General features: G+C 47.6%; 16 protein-coding genes. 11 read left to right on the top strand and 5 right to left on the bottom strand.

Features of this window, described 5'->3' with window-relative positions; all coding sequences use genetic code 11:
* Window positions 1-46 precede the first annotated feature (46 nt).
* The 5 genes from H9Q77_RS16175 (at window position 47) to H9Q77_RS16155 (ending at window position 6,018) form a co-directional block, all read left to right on the top strand.
* Entirely contained in the window at window positions 47-1,405 is a 1,359-nt protein-coding gene (locus H9Q77_RS16175; protein ID WP_330595988.1) for an ArsB/NhaD family transporter, read from the top strand.
* 21 nt (window positions 1,406-1,426) lie between these two features.
* On the top strand, window positions 1,427-2,026 hold the full coding sequence (locus H9Q77_RS16170) for a cytidylate kinase-like family protein (protein ID WP_118545244.1): 600 nt from the start codon (window positions 1,427-1,429) through the stop codon (window positions 2,024-2,026).
* Between the two features lie 248 nt (window positions 2,027-2,274).
* Entirely contained in the window at window positions 2,275-3,801 is a 1,527-nt protein-coding gene (locus H9Q77_RS16165; RefSeq protein WP_249326261.1) for an LCP family protein, read from the top strand.
* 53 nt (window positions 3,802-3,854) lie between these two features.
* On the top strand, window positions 3,855-5,105 hold the full coding sequence (locus H9Q77_RS16160; protein ID WP_249326260.1) for a CapA family protein: 1,251 nt from the start codon (window positions 3,855-3,857) through the stop codon (window positions 5,103-5,105).
* 25 nt (window positions 5,106-5,130) lie between these two features.
* Window positions 5,131-6,018: an AraC family transcriptional regulator gene (locus tag H9Q77_RS16155; protein WP_022155037.1), complete on the top strand. Its 888-nt coding sequence runs from the start codon at window positions 5,131-5,133 to the stop codon at window positions 6,016-6,018.
* 73 nt (window positions 6,019-6,091) lie between these two features.
* Here H9Q77_RS16155 and H9Q77_RS16150 read toward each other — a convergent pair whose 3' ends face one another.
* The 3 genes from H9Q77_RS16150 to H9Q77_RS16140 form a co-directional block, all read right to left on the bottom strand.
* The gene (locus tag H9Q77_RS16150; protein ID WP_249326259.1) at window positions 6,092-8,182 is read right to left on the bottom strand and encodes a methyl-accepting chemotaxis protein; all 2,091 of its coding nucleotides are present in this window, start codon (window positions 8,180-8,182) and stop codon (window positions 6,092-6,094) included.
* Window positions 8,179-9,099 (bottom strand): alpha/beta hydrolase, encoded by a 921-nt coding sequence (locus H9Q77_RS16145; RefSeq protein WP_249326258.1) that lies wholly within the window; start codon window positions 9,097-9,099, stop codon window positions 8,179-8,181. Before H9Q77_RS16145 ends, H9Q77_RS16150 begins: the two co-directional genes overlap by 4 nt.
* 251 nt (window positions 9,100-9,350) lie before the next feature.
* Window positions 9,351-9,932, bottom strand: a complete 582-nt coding sequence (locus tag H9Q77_RS16140; RefSeq protein ID WP_118551622.1) for a tyrosine-type recombinase/integrase — start codon at window positions 9,930-9,932, stop codon at window positions 9,351-9,353.
* Between the two features lie 117 nt (window positions 9,933-10,049).
* Here H9Q77_RS16140 and H9Q77_RS16135 point away from each other — a divergent pair, with 117 nt between their 5' ends.
* Together H9Q77_RS16135 and H9Q77_RS16130 are read left to right on the top strand one after the other, a co-directional pair.
* Entirely contained in the window at window positions 10,050-10,319 is a 270-nt protein-coding gene (locus H9Q77_RS16135; RefSeq protein ID WP_022155041.1) for a carbon storage regulator, read from the top strand.
* Window positions 10,320-10,499: 180 nt separating this feature from the next.
* A complete protein-coding gene (locus tag H9Q77_RS16130) occupies window positions 10,500-11,687 on the top strand; it encodes a flagellin N-terminal helical domain-containing protein (RefSeq protein ID WP_249326257.1) in 1,188 nt (395 codons plus the stop codon).
* A gap of 190 nt (window positions 11,688-11,877) precedes the next feature.
* On the opposite strand, the gene H9Q77_RS16125 is transcribed toward H9Q77_RS16130, so the two are convergent.
* Both H9Q77_RS16125 and H9Q77_RS16120 read right to left on the bottom strand, forming a co-directional pair.
* Window positions 11,878-12,165 (bottom strand): helix-turn-helix domain-containing protein, encoded by a 288-nt coding sequence (locus H9Q77_RS16125; RefSeq protein ID WP_118545257.1) that lies wholly within the window; start codon window positions 12,163-12,165, stop codon window positions 11,878-11,880.
* Window positions 12,162-12,527 carry a type II toxin-antitoxin system RelE/ParE family toxin gene (locus H9Q77_RS16120; protein WP_249326256.1) on the bottom strand — a complete coding sequence of 122 codons (366 nt, stop codon included), beginning with the start codon at window positions 12,525-12,527 and terminating at the stop codon, window positions 12,162-12,164. Before H9Q77_RS16120 ends, H9Q77_RS16125 begins: the two co-directional genes overlap by 4 nt.
* Before the next feature lie 289 nt (window positions 12,528-12,816).
* On the opposite strand from H9Q77_RS16120, the gene H9Q77_RS16115 reads away from it, so the two are divergent.
* From H9Q77_RS16115 to H9Q77_RS16100, 4 genes are all read left to right on the top strand, one after another.
* Window positions 12,817-14,490 (top strand): M3 family oligoendopeptidase, encoded by a 1,674-nt coding sequence (locus H9Q77_RS16115; RefSeq protein WP_249326255.1) that lies wholly within the window; start codon window positions 12,817-12,819, stop codon window positions 14,488-14,490.
* Window positions 14,491-14,565: 75 nt separating this feature from the next.
* A complete protein-coding gene (locus tag H9Q77_RS16110; RefSeq protein ID WP_249326254.1) occupies window positions 14,566-16,221 on the top strand; it encodes a peptidylprolyl isomerase in 1,656 nt (551 codons plus the stop codon).
* A 95-nt stretch (window positions 16,222-16,316) separates the two neighbouring features.
* Window positions 16,317-17,138, top strand: a complete 822-nt coding sequence (locus H9Q77_RS16105; protein WP_249326253.1) for a Cof-type HAD-IIB family hydrolase — start codon at window positions 16,317-16,319, stop codon at window positions 17,136-17,138.
* Between the two features lie 95 nt (window positions 17,139-17,233).
* Entirely contained in the window at window positions 17,234-18,580 is a 1,347-nt protein-coding gene (locus H9Q77_RS16100; RefSeq protein ID WP_249327174.1) for a CCA tRNA nucleotidyltransferase, read from the top strand.
* Window positions 18,581-18,644 lie beyond the last annotated feature (64 nt).

Genomic DNA, 18,644 nt, shown 5'->3' with positions numbered 1-18,644 from the left:
CTACTCTTGTACGTTTATAAGAAAAACTAACGAGGAGGCAGGAAAAGTGATAGCACAGATACTTGCAGTAGTTATATTTGTAGCGATGTTTGTCCTGATCGTTCTGGAAGTATGGGAGAGACACGTTATTACACTGGGCTGCGGTCTGCTGACGCTGGTGCTGGTATTCGGACTGGGAATGCACAGTATGGGTGCAGTGTGGGAGACCTTGAATTTAGACAGCTTTTTTACAAGTCATTTCTGGTATACGGCGGGACAGTCCGCGGAGACTTCCAGCGGCATTAACTGGGAGACGATCGTATTCGTAGCGGGAATGATGATCATGGTAGAGGGAATGGCGAGAGTCGGATTTTTCCGCTGGCTCTGCATGCGCCTTGCTAAAATGGTTAAGTATAAGGTAGTGCCGCTGTTCGTGACCTTTATGGTATTATCCGGTATTCTGGCAATGTTCATTGACAGCATCACCGTAATTCTGTTCCTGGCAGCAGTCACGATTGAACTGTCACAGCTGTTGAAATTCAATCCGGTGCCTATGATCCTGGCAGAGGTATTCTGTGCGAATCTGGGCGGATCCGCTACCATGTGTGGAGATCCCCCCAACATCATCATCGGTACTTCCCTGGGATATTCCTTCACGGATTTCCTGACCAATACCGGTCTGATCGCAGGTATTTCTCTGGTCGTAGTTGTATTGTATTTTTACCTGGTATTCCACAAGGAGCTGCGTGCCAGCGAGGCGGCAGCAGTCGGCAGCAACCAGACTTACCCGGATCCTTCCGAGGCGATTACCGATAAAAAGGGCTTTATCATCAGCACCGTTATTTTCCTGTGTGCAGTAGCATTGCTGGTAACCCATGCACAGACCGGTCTGACCGTATCCTGCATTGGTGTGTTTATCACTATCGTGACGCTGATCGCCGCAGGCAGAGATGCCCTGAAGCTGATCAAGCAGATCGACTATAAGACGCTGCTGTTCTTCATCGGATTGTTCATGGTGGTAGGCGGTCTGGAACAGACAGGTATCCTGAAAGTCATGGCGAACTTCATCGGTGACATCAGTAACGGTAATCTGATGCTGATGATCGCGATTATTTTGTGGATCTCCGCAATCGCCAGCGCGTTCGTGGATAATATTCCTTTTGCGGCGACGATGATCCCTATCATCAGCAGTCTGTCCGCGACCCAGGGTGTGGATCTCTCTATCCTGGCATGGGCGTTAGCCATGGGAACCGATATCGGTGGAAGCGCAACTCCTATCGGTGCATCTGCAAATGTCGTGGGTATCGCTACCGCAGCAAAGGCAGGTCATATGATCAAGTGGGGAAAATATTGCAAAGTTATGGCTCCTGCGACTATAATAGTAATAGTAATCTCCATGGTAATGATCTATGCGAGATATCTGTAAGACTATAAGGAGGGCAGACCCATGAGTGAACAACTGATTATCTCCGTCAGCCGTGAGTACGGCAGCGGCGGACATGAGATCGCACAGAAGCTGGCAGAATATTACAAGCTGCCAATGTACGATCATAACCTGTTAGACGAGGTGGCTGCAAGCATGAATGTGAGCAGCAAGGAGCTGGCAGAGTTCGATGAAAAGAGACGTAACAAATTCCTGTACAGAAGCGTGATGGGAATGAACAGCTCTCCTGCAGATAATGTGGCGAGAATGCAGTTCGACTATATCAAGAAAAAGGCAGAGGCAGGAGAATCCTTTGTGATCGTAGGACGCTGTTCTGAGATCGTGCTGAAGGATAATCCGAATCTGATCTCCATCTTCGTATTAGGAGACAAAGAAGCCAAGATCGAGCGTATTATGCAGATCTATGAGCTGGATGCGAGACATGCGGAGGAGCGTATGATCGAGAAGGACCGTCGCAGAAAGTCTTACCACAACAGCCATTGTAAGGTAAAATGGGGCGACTCCCGGAACTACGATCTGTCCATCAACAGCAGCAGGCTGGGTGTGGAGGAGACCGTGGAATCTCTGAAGAACTACATAGATGCGAGAATTGCTCATAAATAAAGCAATATCAGGTAACAAAAAAGCAGAGACTGTCTGTGGAAAGCATATAAGAGAAATACTTATAGCTGCCGTAGATAGTCTCTTTTTATTGCCATAGAAAGTGTGTCTTAAAAAATGCCGGACAACATTTAAGCAAATATTAAGGATTTCTGCCGTGACGAATAGGTGGGAGTGTGGTATCCTAGGAGACGAATAGGAAATAGACTTAAGTAACGTACCGGTGCCGGTATGTGGAAATGAGGTACAACATGAGTGACAGAGAGCGAGACTCCATTCAGGAGATGGAAGATATACAAAAAGGTCTGGAAGCCTTTTTACAGCAGGAGATGCAGGAAATGCAGACGTCCGGCTCCGGCAGTGGGAAGTCCGGGACCGGAAGGCGGACAGCAGAGCGTCCGGCTCCACAGATGTTTGACATGACTGAGAATGACGAGGATGAGGAGGAACTGGATGTGATCGGATCCGGAAGACGAGCAAGAGCGGATGATTACGCGGAGGATTGGGATGATCCCGCGTATCGTAAGAGACAGGCGGCTCGCAGAGAGACGACGCGTAAGACTTCAGAGAATCGTAATAGTGGTGGCCGTAGTAACAGTAATGCAGATCGTCGCAGACAGGCGGCATCTGATAGACCTCGGCGTAGCAGAAGGGAGGACTATGCGGACGAATACGAGGACTACGAAGATCACAGAGAAAAAAATCGCTCCGGAAGAAAAGCAGGGAAGCGTGAGGAGATAGACACGAAAACGGATAAGAAGAGCAGAAAAGGAAACAAAAAGGAAGCCGGGAGCGGCAGAAAAAAGAAAAAATCCGGCTTCAAGCGCTTCCTGATCGCAGTGGCGCTGATCCTCGTATTTCTGGCAGCAGGGTTGTACGTCCTGGTGGGCAAGGTCTATGCCGAGATGAATTATGAAGAGATCGAATCCGTGGCAAGCTCTCCCATGAAGGAAGAAGGCGTCACGAATATTCTCCTGATCGGTAACGATTCCCGTGAGAACGGGGAGGATGGCAGATCCGATGCCATGATCCTCCTGTCTATCAGCAACAGGACGAAAAAGATATATATGACATCTCTGCTCCGTGACATGTATGTAGAGATACCGGGATATAAGGACAATCGTCTGAATGCGGCATATTCCTACGGCGGTGCAGAACTGTTGATGGAGACCATCGAGCAGAATTTTGACATTCATATCAGCCGCTATGTGCTGGTGAATTTTGAGGCATTTGCAAATCTGGTAGATGCCGTGGGCGGCGTGGATCTGGAGCTGACCGGTAAAGAAGTGGAATACGTGAACGGCTACCTGGTAGAATATAATATCCTGCTGGGCAGACCGGAGGGAACGGACTATTTTGATGACCTGTCCGGAGGTATGGTGCATCTGAACGGTCCTCAGGCGCTGGCATATTGCAGAAACCGTTATATCGGTACGGATTTCGGCAGAACCGAGCGACAGAGAAAAGTGCTGACAGAGGTCATTCATAAGCTGCCTAAGGGTGTACTCACGAATCCGAAGGGTCTGATTGACGGTCTGATGCCGAATCTGACCACGAACCTGACCCAGACGGAGTGTTACCGGTTAAGCCTCATGGCACCGAAGATTCTGACATACGATATTATACAGAACAGTATTCCCATTGAAGGCACATATAAGGATGCGACCCATCGTAAAATGTCTGTGCTGGAGGTGGATTTCGAGGCAAATAAGAAATTCCTGCAGGAGAATCTGTATGGAACGGGAGACAGCACTGCGACAGCGGCTTCTGAAAATTAAGATCGATTTAGGAGAGGGCTAAGAGATTTCTTTGTAACAGAGGGAGAGTGTTTATGGGGCAGAGGAAAAAGCGGTTTGTGGCACTGGTTTGTGCGGTCAGTGTAATAGTGCTTAGCAGCTGCGGGGATGATCTGACACAGCAGGTCTGTATTCCCGGGGTGGAAGAACTGGCGCAGCCGATCGGAGGTTACCATACCGGACCGCAGGACGATCAGCCCGGGGATAATATCGGGGAGATCGTTCTGCCAGGTGGGACGGGCGGTGACAATGCTGCATTGCCGGAATCAGGACAGTCCGGGGCTTCGGATACTTTGATGGGGGAACGCTGCACGATCACGATCTCCGCGGCAGGAGATGTGACTTTGGGCAATCATCAGGAACAGGATTACAGTTATTCATTCCGCCAGGCGTACGATCAGGCGGAGGATGAGGGATATTTTTTCGAGAATGTGAGAGATATTTTTGAGGCGGACGACATGACCATCGTGAATCTCGAAGGGCCGCTGACCCTATCGGAACAGATGCGTGAGGGGCAGACCTACTGCATCAAGGGAGATCCGGCATATGCTCATCTGCTGACATTAGGGGATATCGAAGCCGTCAGCTTTGCCAATAATCATCGACTGGACTACGGAGAACAGGGCAGCCGGGATACAGTGGCGGCATTAGAGCAGGAGGGCATTGTCTATGCCTATGATAAAAATGTAGGCATCTATGAGATCCCGGACAGTGCGGAAGCCCACGGCGGAGAGCGGAATCTGAAGATCGGCATTATCTCCGTCAATGAAGTGGAATGGGGCGCACAGGCGGAGAAACTGATTCAGAATAATATCGAAGTCTTGCGGGAGCAGAACGTGGATCTGATACTCGCCTGTTGTCACTGGGGGATCGAAAAAGACAATTATCCGGAAAATTATCAGCAACAGCTAGGCAGGAAATGCATTGACTGGGGAGTGGATCTGGTCATTGGTCATCATCCTCATGTGTTACAGGGAATCGAGGAATACAAGGGCAGATATATCATTTACAGCCTGGCAAATTTCTGCTTCGGAGCCAACCGGAATCCAGAGGACAAGGATACCATGATCTTCCAACAGACCTTTACTTTTGAGAACGGGGAAAAGGTGGAGGATCAGAACGCCCGGATCATTCCCTGTATGGTAAGTTCTGTCAAAACAAGGAATGATTTCCGACCGACGCCGGTAACGGGGGAGGATAAGCAGAGGATCCTGCAGCGTATGAACGAATACAGCAGTGCTTTTGGTGTGGCGTTTGATGAGGACGGCGGGATTATAGTGAATTGACCGATGGGAAAGGATAGGAATTGCCATGGAAAAAGCATTTAAGCTGGATTTTATCAATGATAAAACAGGAAGCCTGTATGTGAATTGCTGCGGGTGCTCTCAGACGGAAGCACTGCACAGCTTCGGGCCGGCATCCAAGCCGCACTACCTGATCCACTATGTCTTAAGCGGCAAGGGGCATTTCCGGTTCCATGACAAGGAATACCGGCTGGAGGCCGGGTACGGATTTCTGATCCAGCCCAACGAGCTGGCTTTCTATCAGGCGGATGCGAAGGATCCCTGGAGTTATCTGTGGGTGGGCTTTGCCGGGAGCCGCGCGGAAGAGTATTTACATAGCATGGGACTGTCAGACAGGCATCCTATTTTTTCCTGTGATAAATCAGAGGAGCTGTATTCTATTGTCCGTGATATGATGGAACACAATACCTTCGGAATCGCGGATGATCTGCGCCGGAACGGACTGCTGGGAGTATTCCTGTCTGTGATCGCGGACAGCGCCGGTGTCGTGGCGAGAGAGGAAGAGGATAAGGGGAACCAGTATGTGAAAAAGGCGGTATCTTTTATCCAGAGTAACTACTGTAACCCTATCAAGGTAACGGATGTGGCGGATTATGTGTGTATCAACCGCAGTTATTTATATACATTGTTCCAGAATTATCTGGGAATGTCGCCTCAGCAGTTCCTCACCACCTTCCGTATCACCAAGGCGAGAGAACTGCTGGAATCCACCAATTATCCGATTGAGAGTATTGCCCTGTCCTGTGGGTATAGTGATGCGCTGGTATTTACCAAGGCGTTCCATGCCATGAAGGGCATGTCTCCATCAAAATACCGCAAGGAAAGCCACAAAGAGAGCACAAAAGAACAGCTCCAGGAGGTCGAGGGTCTGATCGCCCGGCTATTGAAACCGTAAAGAACGACATTAAAAATGCCCATTCATATTCAAATGAATGGGCATTTTGGGTGCCTAGGTTTACACAGGAAATCTATTTATTTAAGTTATTCTCTACATATTCCAGGATATAGAAATTATCTTCCGGCATCTGGCATCCGACGATATACAGTCCGTTATCGTCGGAACAGCGGATGATGCGGCCTTCCAGCTCATTATGATTCGGCAGAGCAAAATCATGGATCGTGATAAAGATTTCTGCATTTTTGCTTTGGGTGAATATCTTGTCTGTAGCCAGGAAGGCGAATCCGTTGGCACTGATATTTTCCATGGTAGCCGCATATTCCGTATCGGAATTCTTGAACTTAATAGTACAGGTATTATTCAGATCCATACGAGGGTATTTGCGTCTATTGTTGATCCTGGGTCTGGTAGTAATGGTAATCTTGAAAGCATGTTCACCGCTTTCGGGAGCAGGAGAAATGGTGGCTTTGTCCCAACAGTACAGGATATTACCTGCGGTGATCTGCAGCATACAGGAAGCAGACCCGTTAATCGTCAGCTTCTTCTGACAGGATACCATCAAGCCTTCGGGAATCTGCTGAATCAGCTCACCCAGATATTCAGTATCGTCCTGCTCTGTCAATTGCAAGTCGATCTTCATGCCGGGCTTGACGTCTTCAATACCCATGAAACCACCGATACCCAGATCACACATCATGTTCTCCATGACATCTTCGATGGTATTGATATTGTCTGCTGTTTCCTGATACTTGCTGAGCATCCGTTCACTGGTACGGCTGGAATGCGTGATACAGGTTGTAATGGTATCCACGATGTTAGATACCTGCTCCATGTTGGATACCAGCTGAGTGTTAGAGCTCTCTACTTCTTTAATGGCATTATCTACAACCTGAATGTGATTGCCCAGCTGCACGGAATCAGAAGCAATCTGATTTACGTTATCTCCGGTCTGCGTTACTTTTTCCAGAGTGATCTGGATCAGCTGTAATGTCTCTTCAATGGAAGAGGTCATCTTCGCGGATGTAGCATCCAGTCGGGAGAGAGCATCCCTGATCTGCTCAGAGGAAGCGTGGGTCTCGGTGCTTAAGGTACGGATCTGCTCCGCTACGACAGCGAAGCCTCTGCCAGCTTCTCCGGCTCTGGCAGCTTCGATGGAAGCATTTAATGCCAGTAGATTCGTCTGATTCGTGATCTTCTCTATGGTACCGGTTTCCTGTTTTACCATTTCAAATTCCTGACGGAAATTCTCCAGAACATTTTCCAACTCGGTGGACAGCTGAGACATGGTAGCAGCAGTATTTACCAGGCTTTTCAGATCTTCTGCGCTGACACCGGAATGGGATTGCGTTTTTTCGACGAGCGTGACCATTTCTCCGATCAGGGCTACCACATTTTCTACCTGGGCGCGGATATCGGAGGTCATCTGTGTGGATGACGTGGTACGATCCTGCAGCATATTGTTGTTGTCAGTCAGCTCGTTCATACCCAGCATGACGATATCGGAGCCATGCTTATTCTCGGAAGCCAGCTCTCTTACGACAGTGATGCCATCGAGAATGATATTGCTCGAAGACTTTACCTGTTCTACAGTAGTTACGACTCTGTGCAGGTCAGCCCTGATGCTGTCGGTCATGGCACCGTCGGATTCATTCAGATGACGGATGGACATGACGTAGCAGATGTAGCAGAGGATGATACAGGACAATTGCAGCTGATAATTTTTCATATCGGAAGCGCTGTTGAAGCCCAGCATATAGCGATAGACGGCTGCACCGACGATGATCAGGGCATTGGCGATACCGCAGCCGATCATGAATTTCCGGTTCTTATATAGTACCAGCAGGCTCGTCACAGGAAGGATGTAAGTGAATGCGATCGGGGAAGCTGTAGTACAGATGACAAAAGTGTAGAAGATGCCGTAACCGATGACCAGATCGTAGCGGTAGAGCTCCGTTGCCCAGCCTTTTACACGTAACAGAACTTCGCCAAAGATCAGAGGCAGCCAGCATAATGCCAGAAAGATCAGATAAGAAGTGGTGGGATATAATCCCCCGGACGCGTCGGAGCCATAATTGGCACTCAGTAAAACAGCAAAAACGATCCAGATCTTACGGGCTTTCCGATTAGCTTTTTCTTTGAAAACATTTTCGTCGTATGTCATGATACATATCCTCCTTTACAGTCCTTTCCGGTATGTTCAAAAAAATGAATCAAATGGTGGATCACTTCCCTGCTTTCCGGAAGCTCCGGGTAAAAAGCGCTGAACGCATGGGTCAGGCGGGGATTCTTCGGGTAGTTGATCAGTTTATGGGGCATCTGATGTCTGCGCAGAGCCTTTTCAAAATTCAGAGTATAGCTCTGAAGATTATCGTTGTCACTGGTGATCAGGAGACTGGGTGGCAGGCTGGTCACGATGTCCGGGTGCTCCGGAGATACATAGGGGGCAAAAGCACTTTTTTTATAATGCCGGCCGTAGAGATATCTGGGGAGGAAAAGTCCGATCTGATCCAAGCGGTTCGTATAGAACATACCGCTGACCAGGCCAAGTGCCCGGACTGGCAGGTCAGAAGGGGTTACTCCGGCAGCCTGTGCCAGTGCAGTGCTTCGCTGCATGGCGATTCCATAAGTCAACAGACAGGCACCGCCGCTGTCGCCGCAGGCATATATGTGGGAAATGTCACCGCCGTATTCCGTCAGATGATCCCGGATAAAATCCAGTGCCAGATGCAGGTCAGCCAGCTGGTCATAGAAGAGACAGTCCGGTATCAGCCGGTACTCAATGCTGAATATCAGATACCCCGCCTCACAAAGGGAGGCACAAAAGGGACGGTTGAATTCCTTGTTCCCTATGAGGAGGCCTCCGCCATGTACGTTGACGATGACCGGGAGAATCTCTCCGTCCCGTCCCTTGGGACGGTAGACATCCAGACGATGTGCCGGAACATGCTTTTCGTCATAGAAAATATCCGATTGTAGGAAAACGTCTTCCGGAAGAGGATACTCTCTGCCCCTGGAAGCGTAGCTTTGCTCGAATGCCGCCCGCTGCTTATAGAACATTTGACATATAAAGCTTTTCATGTGTACTCCTGATTCTGACTGTATATGTTTCAAAAAAGGAAAGTATTGTCGAAAAATAGCGATATGCAGTCTTTAAAAGAATACCACAGAAATGAATAGATTAAAATAGAAAATGCAACATTCTGTTATGGAATGTTGCATTTTATCTTGCACTACATATTTCGGCTGACCATTGGAAAACTTTAGCCTTTTTTATAAAAATCGTTAATGCGTTATTTTCATATCACTATAGCAATTACAGAAGCCGCATGTCATAGTTGTATGTCACGAAATACGGCATCTTTGTCATCTTGTTCAATTCCCAGATAATGTTTTGTGATCTGAAAAGAAGAATGATTGTAGATTTCCATCAGCAATGCGGGTGGTGTTCCCATTTTCCATGCATGGTAGCCGAAGGTCTTCCGCAGGGAATGGCACCGGATCACATCTTCGATCCCTACGGCTTCTGCAGCCTTACGGACAATGCGGTAGGCCTGGTATCGGGAGAGCGGGGAATCAGCTTTTCTGGGACTGGGGAAGAGGTAGTCTGTGTCGGCTATGGAAGTCTGTGTTTTCCGGTAGGACAGTAATGTTTCCTGAAGTTCTCTGTTGATCAGGATTCTGGTTTCTTTTTCCGTTTTTTTCTCCGTGATCAGGAGATGGGTGTAAAAGCGGCTGTGTTCTGTGCAATAGACATCTCCCCAGGTGAGATGAAGGATGTCGTTGATACGGAGAGCGGTGTTCAGACCGATCAGGATGAGAGTGTAATTCCGGGAGTTGGGCTGTTTGGTAAGGTAGTACTCTTTGAAATCGTGTAGAAGCTGTTTGCTGCGGATAGGTTGTGTCGTGCTCATAATGGCCTCCTTGATGGAATAAATGAATTAGGAAAATGCAACATTCCATAACAAAATGTTGCATCAGTGCAAACCAGCAGGCAAGGAAGGCTGAATAAAAACAGGGAGGTTATCGATATGCTGCGTCTGACCGTTAGTCCGGAAGAATACCTGATGATCAATGACAATATCAAGATCGTGTTCCTGGGAGGAACCAAGAATCATCTCCGCATCATGATCGATGCACCGAAAGAGGTGAACATCGTGCGGAGCACGGTATTAGAAAACCAGATCACAGATCCGGAGGAGAGAGCGAAGCTTCCTAAATATTATGCGGAAGAAGAGCACCCGGAGAAGTACCGCAAAAAATCCAACGTGATCATCACAAAGGGAAATGCGGACAAATAATTTCATACGGTAATAACCGGAGGAAGAGCGGCTCTGTCAGGGCCCGACAGGGAAGCTCCTACTCCGGTTACTATAAAAACTAAAAACAAGTATCTGGGAGAAAAGGATTTCTCAATAACAATACAGATACGCACACTGCCGCAAAAGGAATTGGGCAGTAATACAAGGAGGTAAATTATTATGGTAGTACAACACAATCTTACAGCTATGAACTCTAACAGAATGTTAGGCTTAACCACCGCTTCTCAGGCAAAGTCCACCGAGAAACTGTCTTCCGGTTACAAGATCAACCGTGCAGCTGATGATGCAGCAGGCCTGTCCATTAGTGAAAAGATGAGAAAGCAGATCAGAGGTCTGACACAGGCTTCCCTGAACGCACAGGACGGTATCAGTGCAGTACAGACCGCTGAAGGCGCTCTGACCGAAGTACATGATATGCTGCAAAGAATGAACGAGCTGGCAGTTAAGGCTTCTAACGGAACTATGTCTAAGGATGATAGAGAATATGTTCAGAACGAAGTTGATCAGTTGGTGACTGAGATTGATCGTGTCGCAGAAACCACAAAATTCAATGAAACCTATTTGCTTAAGGGCGATGATACAAAAGCTCCAGTTACTGAAGGTGTATTTAAAAAGTTTGATGTATCTACACTTAATAGCGTGATCAGTGATACATCTAAGATCAGCGAAAGCAATGATTTTGATTCAATAACTGGTAAGTTCACGCTTAAGTTCACTTCGGGACTTGCTGAAGGTGGCACATGGAATGGAAAAAGAATTGTTGCTGCAAATGCCGGAAATGATGAAATAACACTGGACGATGCTAAAACTGCTGAATTAGCAGCGTTACAGGATGCTATTGATAAGTCAAAGCAGGTCACCGGTACAGCAGCTAATGATGGTACTGCATTCGACATGACATCAACTGCAAATATGAAACAAACATACACTCATGCAGCGGCAATTGATTTAAGTCTGCATGTAGGTGCTGATTCTACTGCAAACAATAGAATTAATCTTAGCATTGATTCTATGAGTGCATCCGGTCTCCATGTTACCGGATTAAAGGTAAATGGTAGTGATGCAACCAATGCTACTGCAGCAATCAATACCATTGCAGATGCTATCCAGAAAGTATCCACCCAGCGTTCCGCACTTGGTGCTGTTCAGAACAGACTTGAGCACACCATCAACAATCTGGATAACGTAGTTGAGAATACCACCAGCGCAGAGAGCCAGATCCGTGATACCGATATGGCAACTGAGATGGTTAAGTACTCTAACAACAACATCCTGGCTCAGGCAGGTCAGGCTATGCTGGCTCAGTCCAATCAGGCTAACCAGGGCGTACTGTCTCTGTTACAGTAAGCTTAAGCTGAGATCAGGTTGTTTCCTCAGAGAAACGAACCATATCTGTAAGAGTTATGTAAGAACCAAAGGGCAGTCCATGACGGACTGCCCTTTTCCGCCTCAGCGTCATACTCGAAAAACACCATATCAATAACCTCCTTCTTATTCTCAAGCAAAAATTCCTTCAAAATTGTTCTATGCGGTTGCGTTAATTTTCCTTTTGCAAAGGAATAATTTCCAAAGAATAGCCAAGAGGAATCAACACTTTTAAAAGAGTGTCCAATTGTGGTGTAGAGCGCAGAGATTCTATTCTTGCAATGGCAGGCTGTTTTACCCCACTGATTTTTGCAAGATCTCGTTGGGTTAATCCCTGCTTTTCGCGGGCCTCTATCATTTTGCCGATTAATTTCACTTCGAGGTTTATGATTTCCCGGTCTTCCTCGGAAACGTAATCATTATCGTTGAACATTTCGTCAAAATTTTTATATTTTTTCATGAATTATTCCTTTCCAGCCAATCATGCATATATGCCAAGGCTTTGCTTATTTCTCGATGAGGAGTTTTTTGAGTTTTTTTAATATAGTAATGTAATAAGACAAATTTATTGTCCTTCCAATAAAAGAAAAAAATGCGATTATTTAAAGGTCGTAATTCCCACAAATCCCCCTGTATATGTTTAACAATTGGATTTCCGATTCTGGTTCCATATTCCTTTAATGCTTTTATGTAAGCAAATATTTTGTTTTTCTGTATACGAATTGTTTTGCTATATATAGATTTCTTGGCTAAATCGGCAAAATAATCGCTTATAGCAGAATAGCCATTTTTGTCAAAATAATACTCAATATCGTACATCATAATGTCCTTTCTAAAAGATAACATATTAGTTATCAAACGTCAACAATAAGTGCTATAATAATTAATTTCTGAAATTGCGGTAATAAGGGAAACTTTGACCACTGACGGGTCTATAAGAATTTTTGAAAGAAGAAAAATTACTTCTAATACCACCATACCATAGGGATTCCTTACTGGCAAGTCTGAAAAATGTTACAGAACGCTTCTAAAGTTTTACTTTCCCGGCATTTTGGGGTAAGATAAGCAGTAAAGGTTCGTAAAGACACAGAAAGAGAGGGTTACTATAATTATGAGATTTCAGGACATGCCTTACGAGAGAATAGATTTTGCCAAAGTGCAGGAAGAGATGGGAGAACTGATCCGGGAGCTGGATGCAGCGAAGAGTGGGGAAGAGCAGTTCGAGGTGCATAAGAAGTATTATGCGCTGACGGACCGTGTCATGACGCTGATGACGATCGCGAATATCCGCTTTGACATCGATACCTCCGATAAATTCTATGAGGAAGAGCACAAATACTATGATGAGCAGGGCCCGGTATTCAGTAATCTGGTGCTGGCTTATCAGAAGAAATTATATGAATCCCCCTACAGAGCGTATCTGGAGGAGAAGATCGGGCCGGTAGCGTTCAAGAACATGGAGCTGGCACAGAAGTCCATGAGCGAGGCACTGATTCCGCTGATGCAGGAGGAGAATTCCCTGACGATGGAGTATGATAAGCTCATCGCCGGTGCGAAGATTGACTTCGATGGCAAGGAACTGAACCTGTCCCTGTTGCGGCCCTATCTGGTGAATTCCGACCGCAATGTCCGCAGACAGGCATGGGAGAAGATGAGTGCATTTTTCCTGGAAAATGAGGAAAAACTGGACAGAATTTACGACAAACTGGTGAAAAACCGTACCGCGCAGGCAAGGGCAATGGGCTATGAAAATTACCTGGAGCTGGGATATTACCGGATGAACCGCAACTGCTACGGCAAGGACGAGGTAGAGGCTTTCCGCAGGCAGATCAAGGAGTACTTCGTACCCTTCGCAGAGAAGCTGCATGACCGCAGAAGACAGCGACTGGGTCTGGAGAAGCTCAGTTATATCGACGAGCAGGTATATTTTAAGGATGGCAACCCGGCGCCCACCGGAACCCCCGAAGAGATCATGGCGGCCGGACAGAAGATGTACCGTGAGCTGTCTCCGGAGACTGCGGAATTTTTTGATTTCATGATGGAGAACCAGTTATTTGATGTACTGGGACGCAAGACGAAAAAAGCAGGCGGCTACATGACCTATCTGCCCCTCTATCATGCACCGTTTATCTTCGCCAATTTTAACGGTACCAGCGGTGATGTGGACGTCATCACGCATGAGTGTGGCCATGCGTTCCAGGGGTATCTCGCTGCACAGGATCCTATCAGAGAACATGCGGATATCGGCATGGAGACTGCAGAGATCCACTCTATGTCCATGGAATTTTTCACGGAAAAGTGGATGAACCTGTTCTTCGGTGACAGAGCGCAGGATTACGTGGAAATGCATCTGGAGGATGCGGCTGCGTTTATCCCTTACGGCTGTATGGTGGATGAGTTCCAGCATATCGTCTATGAACACCCGGAGCTGACCCCGGCAGAGCGGAAACAGGCATGGAGCCGTCTGGAACGGGAGTACAAGCCTCATCTGGACTACGAGGGAGATCCTTTCTTCGGACAGGGAGGCTTCTGGCAGAAGCAGCTGCACATTTACGACTACCCGCTGTATTATATCGATTACTGCCTGGCGCAGACCTGTGCACTGCAGTACAAGGTGAAGATGGATGCCGATTTTACAGAGGCGTGGAAGAGCTATCTGAAGCTGTGCAGATTGTCCGCCAGCGATTTTTACACCAATATGATTAAAAAAGTCGGACTGGACAGTCCTTTTGAGCCCGGATGTGTGAAAAATATCGTGGAAAAACTTGAAAAATATGTGAAATAGCTTTCTTTTTCCGCTAAAATACGGTAAAATAAGGAGTCATTGGACTTAAGACGCTAGGAAGGAGACATGTAAGCGATGTCTAAGAATGAAAAAGTTACAGAAAATAAGGAACAAAAAGAACAAACTGAACAGAAGGTCATGACAAAATATGACCGTAAGGTACAGAAGCGTAAAGAAGAGAAGGAAAAGGAGAAAAAGGAAGAGCGCATCAGCACGGCAGTCGGGATCGTATTCCTCGTTGCTCTGGTATGCCTGGTGGCATCTTTCCCGATCCGGACCTATCTGGCAACCCATGAGACTTATGTAGTGATCAATGGGGAGGAGGTGAATAAGGTAGAATTTGATTATGTCTACAACACCTCCAAGAACAACTACATTACACAGTACGGAAGCTATTTAAGCTATTTCGGACTGGATACCAGCAAGGATCTGTCCACCCAGATGTATTCCGATACTCTGACCTGGCAGGACTATTTTGAGCAGAATGCTGTAGAGAGCCTGAAGCAGAATAAGGCGCTGATGGCGGAAGCCAAAGCAGCCGGCTTCACCTATGATACCACGGATGAGTACAACACTTTCAAGGAGACCATCAAAACCTCCGCTGCAGCCGCAGGCGTATCTGATAAGGAATATGTACGTTCCATCTACGGAAGCTATGCAACCATGGGCCGTATCGAAGAATATGTGAAGAACGACATGGTAATGAACGCTTATTATCAGAAGCTGCAGGAGGACAATGCTCCCAGCGATGATGAGATCCAGAGCTATTATGAGGAAAATAAGGCAACCTACGATTCCGTAGACTACCGCCTGACCACGATCGAAGCTGATCTGCCCACCGAGCCTACCGAACTGGCCGATCCCGTAGAGGAGACTGCTGCAACCACCGATACCACTGCAACAGACGGAACTGCAGCTACAGATGCAACAGCTTCCGACAGCACCGATACCGCTTACCAGCCTTCCGATGCTGAGATCGCCAAGGCCATGGAAGATGCCAAGGTACTGGCTGACGATGCGGAGCAGACCGTGGCAAAAGACGGCGAAGCACACGAGAATGAGAAGAAGTCTTCCGTGAACTACCTGATCTCCGACTGGCTGTTCGATGATGCCAGAAAGGCAGGAGACACCACCGTCATTACTAACGACAACAGCCATTGCTACTATGCCGTGGCATTTGAGAAGAGATATCTGGATGAGACTCCTTCTGCAGATGTACGTGTGATCATTCCCACCGAGGATAAGACCGGTGAAGAGATCCTGGAGGAGTGGAAGAACGGTGCAGCTACCGAGGACAGTTTCGCAGAATTGTGCAAGAAGTATACACAGGATACTTCCGCAGTAGAGAACGGCGGTCTGTTCGAGCAGGTAACCAAGACCGGTATGACAGAGGAGCTGAGCAACTGGATCTTCGACAGCAGCCGTCAGGCAGGAGATACCGTAGCCATCACTGTCAGTGACACCACTTATGTACTTTACTACATCGGACAGGATCAGCCCGAGTGGAAGATCAACATCAAGAATACGCTGGTATCCGATACAATGAGTCAGCATGTGCAGGATATTACTGCAGATGTAACGGTAGAGGATCCTAAGGGTAAGTTGAATTATCTGAAGGTGCAGGCAGAAGAATCTGCAGCTGCTGAGACTGAGACTGCAACAGCAGAGACTCAGGAGATCACCGAGGAGCAGACCGCTGCTACCGAAGAGACCGCAACACAGGCACAGTAAGGCTTGCCGGGGAACAGAACATAGACAACAGACAAGTACCTGTTTCACTGCGCAAGCAGAAGAGACAGGTACTGTTAGATTAGAGGAGAAAAGAAATGCAGGAAAAGGTTCTGGTATTAGACATTGACGGAACGCTGACCAATTCCAAAAAAGAGATTACAGAAGCTACCAAACAGGGAATCTGGAATATTTTACAGCATGGACACAAGGTGATCCTGGCTTCCGGACGTCCCACGCCCGGTATGCGGAAGTGCGAAGAGGAGCTGGAACTGAAAAAATACGGCGGATATCTTCTGTCCTTTAATGGAGCCCGCATCGTGGAATGTAAAACGGGAGAAGTGGTCTATCAGAGAACACTGCCCCTGTCCATTGTGCCCGGATTGTATGAATTCGCCAAAGCGAATGGCTGCGGACTGATCACTTATCAGGGAGAGGGAGTCATCTCTGCATTTGAGCCGGATAAATATGTGCAGTTAGAAGCAAGGATTAACGGAATCCCCATAAAGGTCGTTGACAATTTCGTTGAATACGTGAAATTCGATATTAATAAATGCCTGATGACAGCACCGGAAGAGATCGCGCCGGAGTTGGAGAAGCAGTTACAGGAAAAGTACAGTGATGTGGCAAGCATCTACCGTTCGGAACCGTTTTTCATCGAGATCATGCCGAAAGATGTGAACAAAGCCACTTCTCTGGATCATATGCTGGAAGGCATGGGACTTACGCGTGAAAACGCGATCTGCTGCGGAGACGGTTATAATGACATCTCCATGATCGAATATGCGGGAACCGGCGTAGCAATGGGGAATGCCCAGCCGGCGGTCAAGGAAGCTGCAGATTACATTACCGGTACTAACGATGAGGACGGGCTGGTAGAGGTCATCGATAAATTTATCATGAAACCGGAGCAGGCATAGCCTTTCTTAGAAACAAACAATAGACACAAAGCAGTAACACGCGAAAATCACAGAGCAATGAGCGTGTGTGATTTTTGCAAAAGAGGATATATATGATTCAGATACAAATACCTGAAAAAGCGAAATATATCATAGAGACCATACAGAATGCCGGGTTCGAAGCCTATGTGGTAGGCGGCTGCGTGCGGGATTCCATCCTGGGCAGATGCCCGGAGGACTGGGACATTACTACTTCGGCGAGACCGGAGCAGGTGAAGGCGCTGTTCCGCCGTACCATCGACACCGGGATCCAGCACGGTACCGTGACGGTCATGTTGGACAAAGAGGGCTTCGAGGTCACCACTTACCGTGTGGATGGAAAATACGAAGACAGCCGACATCCCAAGGAAGTGACATTTACGCCGAATCTGGAGGAAGACTTAAAACGCCGGGATTTCACGATCAACGCCATGGCATATAATGAGACAGAAGGTCTGATCGATATCTTCGGTGGCTTACAGGACATCGAAGCGAAGCTGATCCGCTGCGTGGGTAATCCGGAGGAACGTTTCGGAGAGGATGCGCTGCGCATCATGCGTGCCATCCGTTTCTCTGCGCAGTTAGGCTACGAGATTCATGAAGATACCGAAGCGGCGATCCGGAAGCTGGCACCGACTTTGCAGAAGATCAGTGCGGAGCGGGTTCAGGTGGAATTGACCAAGCTGCTGATCTCTCCTCATCCTGACACCTTGCGAGATGCTTATGACATGGGTGTCACGAAGGTGATCCTGCCGGAATTCGATGCCATGATGAAGACTCCTCAGAAGCATAAGCACCATAAATATAACGTGGGAGAGCATACCTTACATGCCCTCATAGAGATCGCACCTGAGAAGAATCTGCGGTATGCTATACTGCTTCATGATATCGGCAAGCCTGAGACACTTACCGTGGATGAAGACGGAACCACCCATTTCCACGGACATCCTGCAGTGGGTGAGGAGATGGCACGCAGGATCCTTAGGAGACTCAGATTTGATAATGATACAGTGGCAGTGGTGACCCGTCTGGTAAGATACCATGATTATGGTAATGATGTGACACCTGACCTGCGGATCGTGCGGAGAGCTGTGAACAAGATCGGGGAAGATATCTTCCCGCTATTGTTCCCGGTGAGACAGGCGGATATCCTGGCACAGAGCGATTATCTGCGGGCAGAGAAGCTTAAGAACCTGGAGCTCTGGAAGCAGTTATATGAAGAGATGCTGGAGAAAAAGCAGTGCGTATCCTTGAAAACGCTGGCTGTCACCGGCAGAGATCTTATTGCTATGGGAATGAAGCCCGGCAGGGAGCTGGGCGATATGCTGCAGAAGCTGTTGGAACTGGTCTTAGAGCACCCGGAGCAGAATACCAGAGAACAACTGCTGGAAAAGGCGGGCGAACTGGCAGCAGGCAAAGAGTGAGCATACTTTTATAAGATCTCTCATAAGATAGCGTAGGAACCGTCAAACCGGTTAAGTACATATC

Origin of the sequence: Simiaoa sunii (assembly GCF_014337175.1) — a bacterium.
Taxonomy (GTDB): domain Bacteria; phylum Bacillota; class Clostridia; order Lachnospirales; family Lachnospiraceae; genus Acetatifactor; species Acetatifactor intestinalis.
The sequence above is the reverse complement of the archived record's forward strand: the minus strand, read 5'-3'. Positions and strand labels throughout refer to the sequence as shown.

Excerpts from the sequence above, each read along its gene's own strand:
- H9Q77_RS16150 (WP_249326259.1), bottom strand. The coding sequence starts at position 8,182 with ATGACATACGACGAAAATGTTTTCAAAGAAAAAGCTAATCGGAAAGCC.
- H9Q77_RS16140 (WP_118551622.1), bottom strand. The coding sequence starts at position 9,932 with ATGAGCACGACACAACCTATCCGCAGCAAACAGCTTCTACACGATTTC.
- H9Q77_RS16155 (WP_022155037.1), top strand. The coding sequence starts at position 5,131 with ATGGAAAAAGCATTTAAGCTGGATTTTATCAATGATAAAACAGGAAGC.
- H9Q77_RS16115 (WP_249326255.1), top strand. The coding sequence starts at position 12,817 with ATGAGATTTCAGGACATGCCTTACGAGAGAATAGATTTTGCCAAAGTG.
- H9Q77_RS16120 (WP_249326256.1), bottom strand. The coding sequence starts at position 12,527 with ATGATGTACGATATTGAGTATTATTTTGACAAAAATGGCTATTCTGCT.
- H9Q77_RS16170 (WP_118545244.1), top strand. The coding sequence starts at position 1,427 with ATGAGTGAACAACTGATTATCTCCGTCAGCCGTGAGTACGGCAGCGGC.
- H9Q77_RS16125 (WP_118545257.1), bottom strand. The coding sequence starts at position 12,165 with ATGAAAAAATATAAAAATTTTGACGAAATGTTCAACGATAATGATTAC.
- H9Q77_RS16135 (WP_022155041.1), top strand. The coding sequence starts at position 10,050 with ATGCTGCGTCTGACCGTTAGTCCGGAAGAATACCTGATGATCAATGAC.
- H9Q77_RS16145 (WP_249326258.1), bottom strand. The coding sequence starts at position 9,099 with ATGAAAAGCTTTATATGTCAAATGTTCTATAAGCAGCGGGCGGCATTC.
- H9Q77_RS16110 (WP_249326254.1), top strand. The coding sequence starts at position 14,566 with ATGTCTAAGAATGAAAAAGTTACAGAAAATAAGGAACAAAAAGAACAA.
- H9Q77_RS16105 (WP_249326253.1), top strand. The coding sequence starts at position 16,317 with ATGCAGGAAAAGGTTCTGGTATTAGACATTGACGGAACGCTGACCAAT.
- H9Q77_RS16165 (WP_249326261.1), top strand. The coding sequence starts at position 2,275 with ATGAGTGACAGAGAGCGAGACTCCATTCAGGAGATGGAAGATATACAA.
- H9Q77_RS16130 (WP_249326257.1), top strand. The coding sequence starts at position 10,500 with ATGGTAGTACAACACAATCTTACAGCTATGAACTCTAACAGAATGTTA.
- H9Q77_RS16160 (WP_249326260.1), top strand. The coding sequence starts at position 3,855 with ATGGGGCAGAGGAAAAAGCGGTTTGTGGCACTGGTTTGTGCGGTCAGT.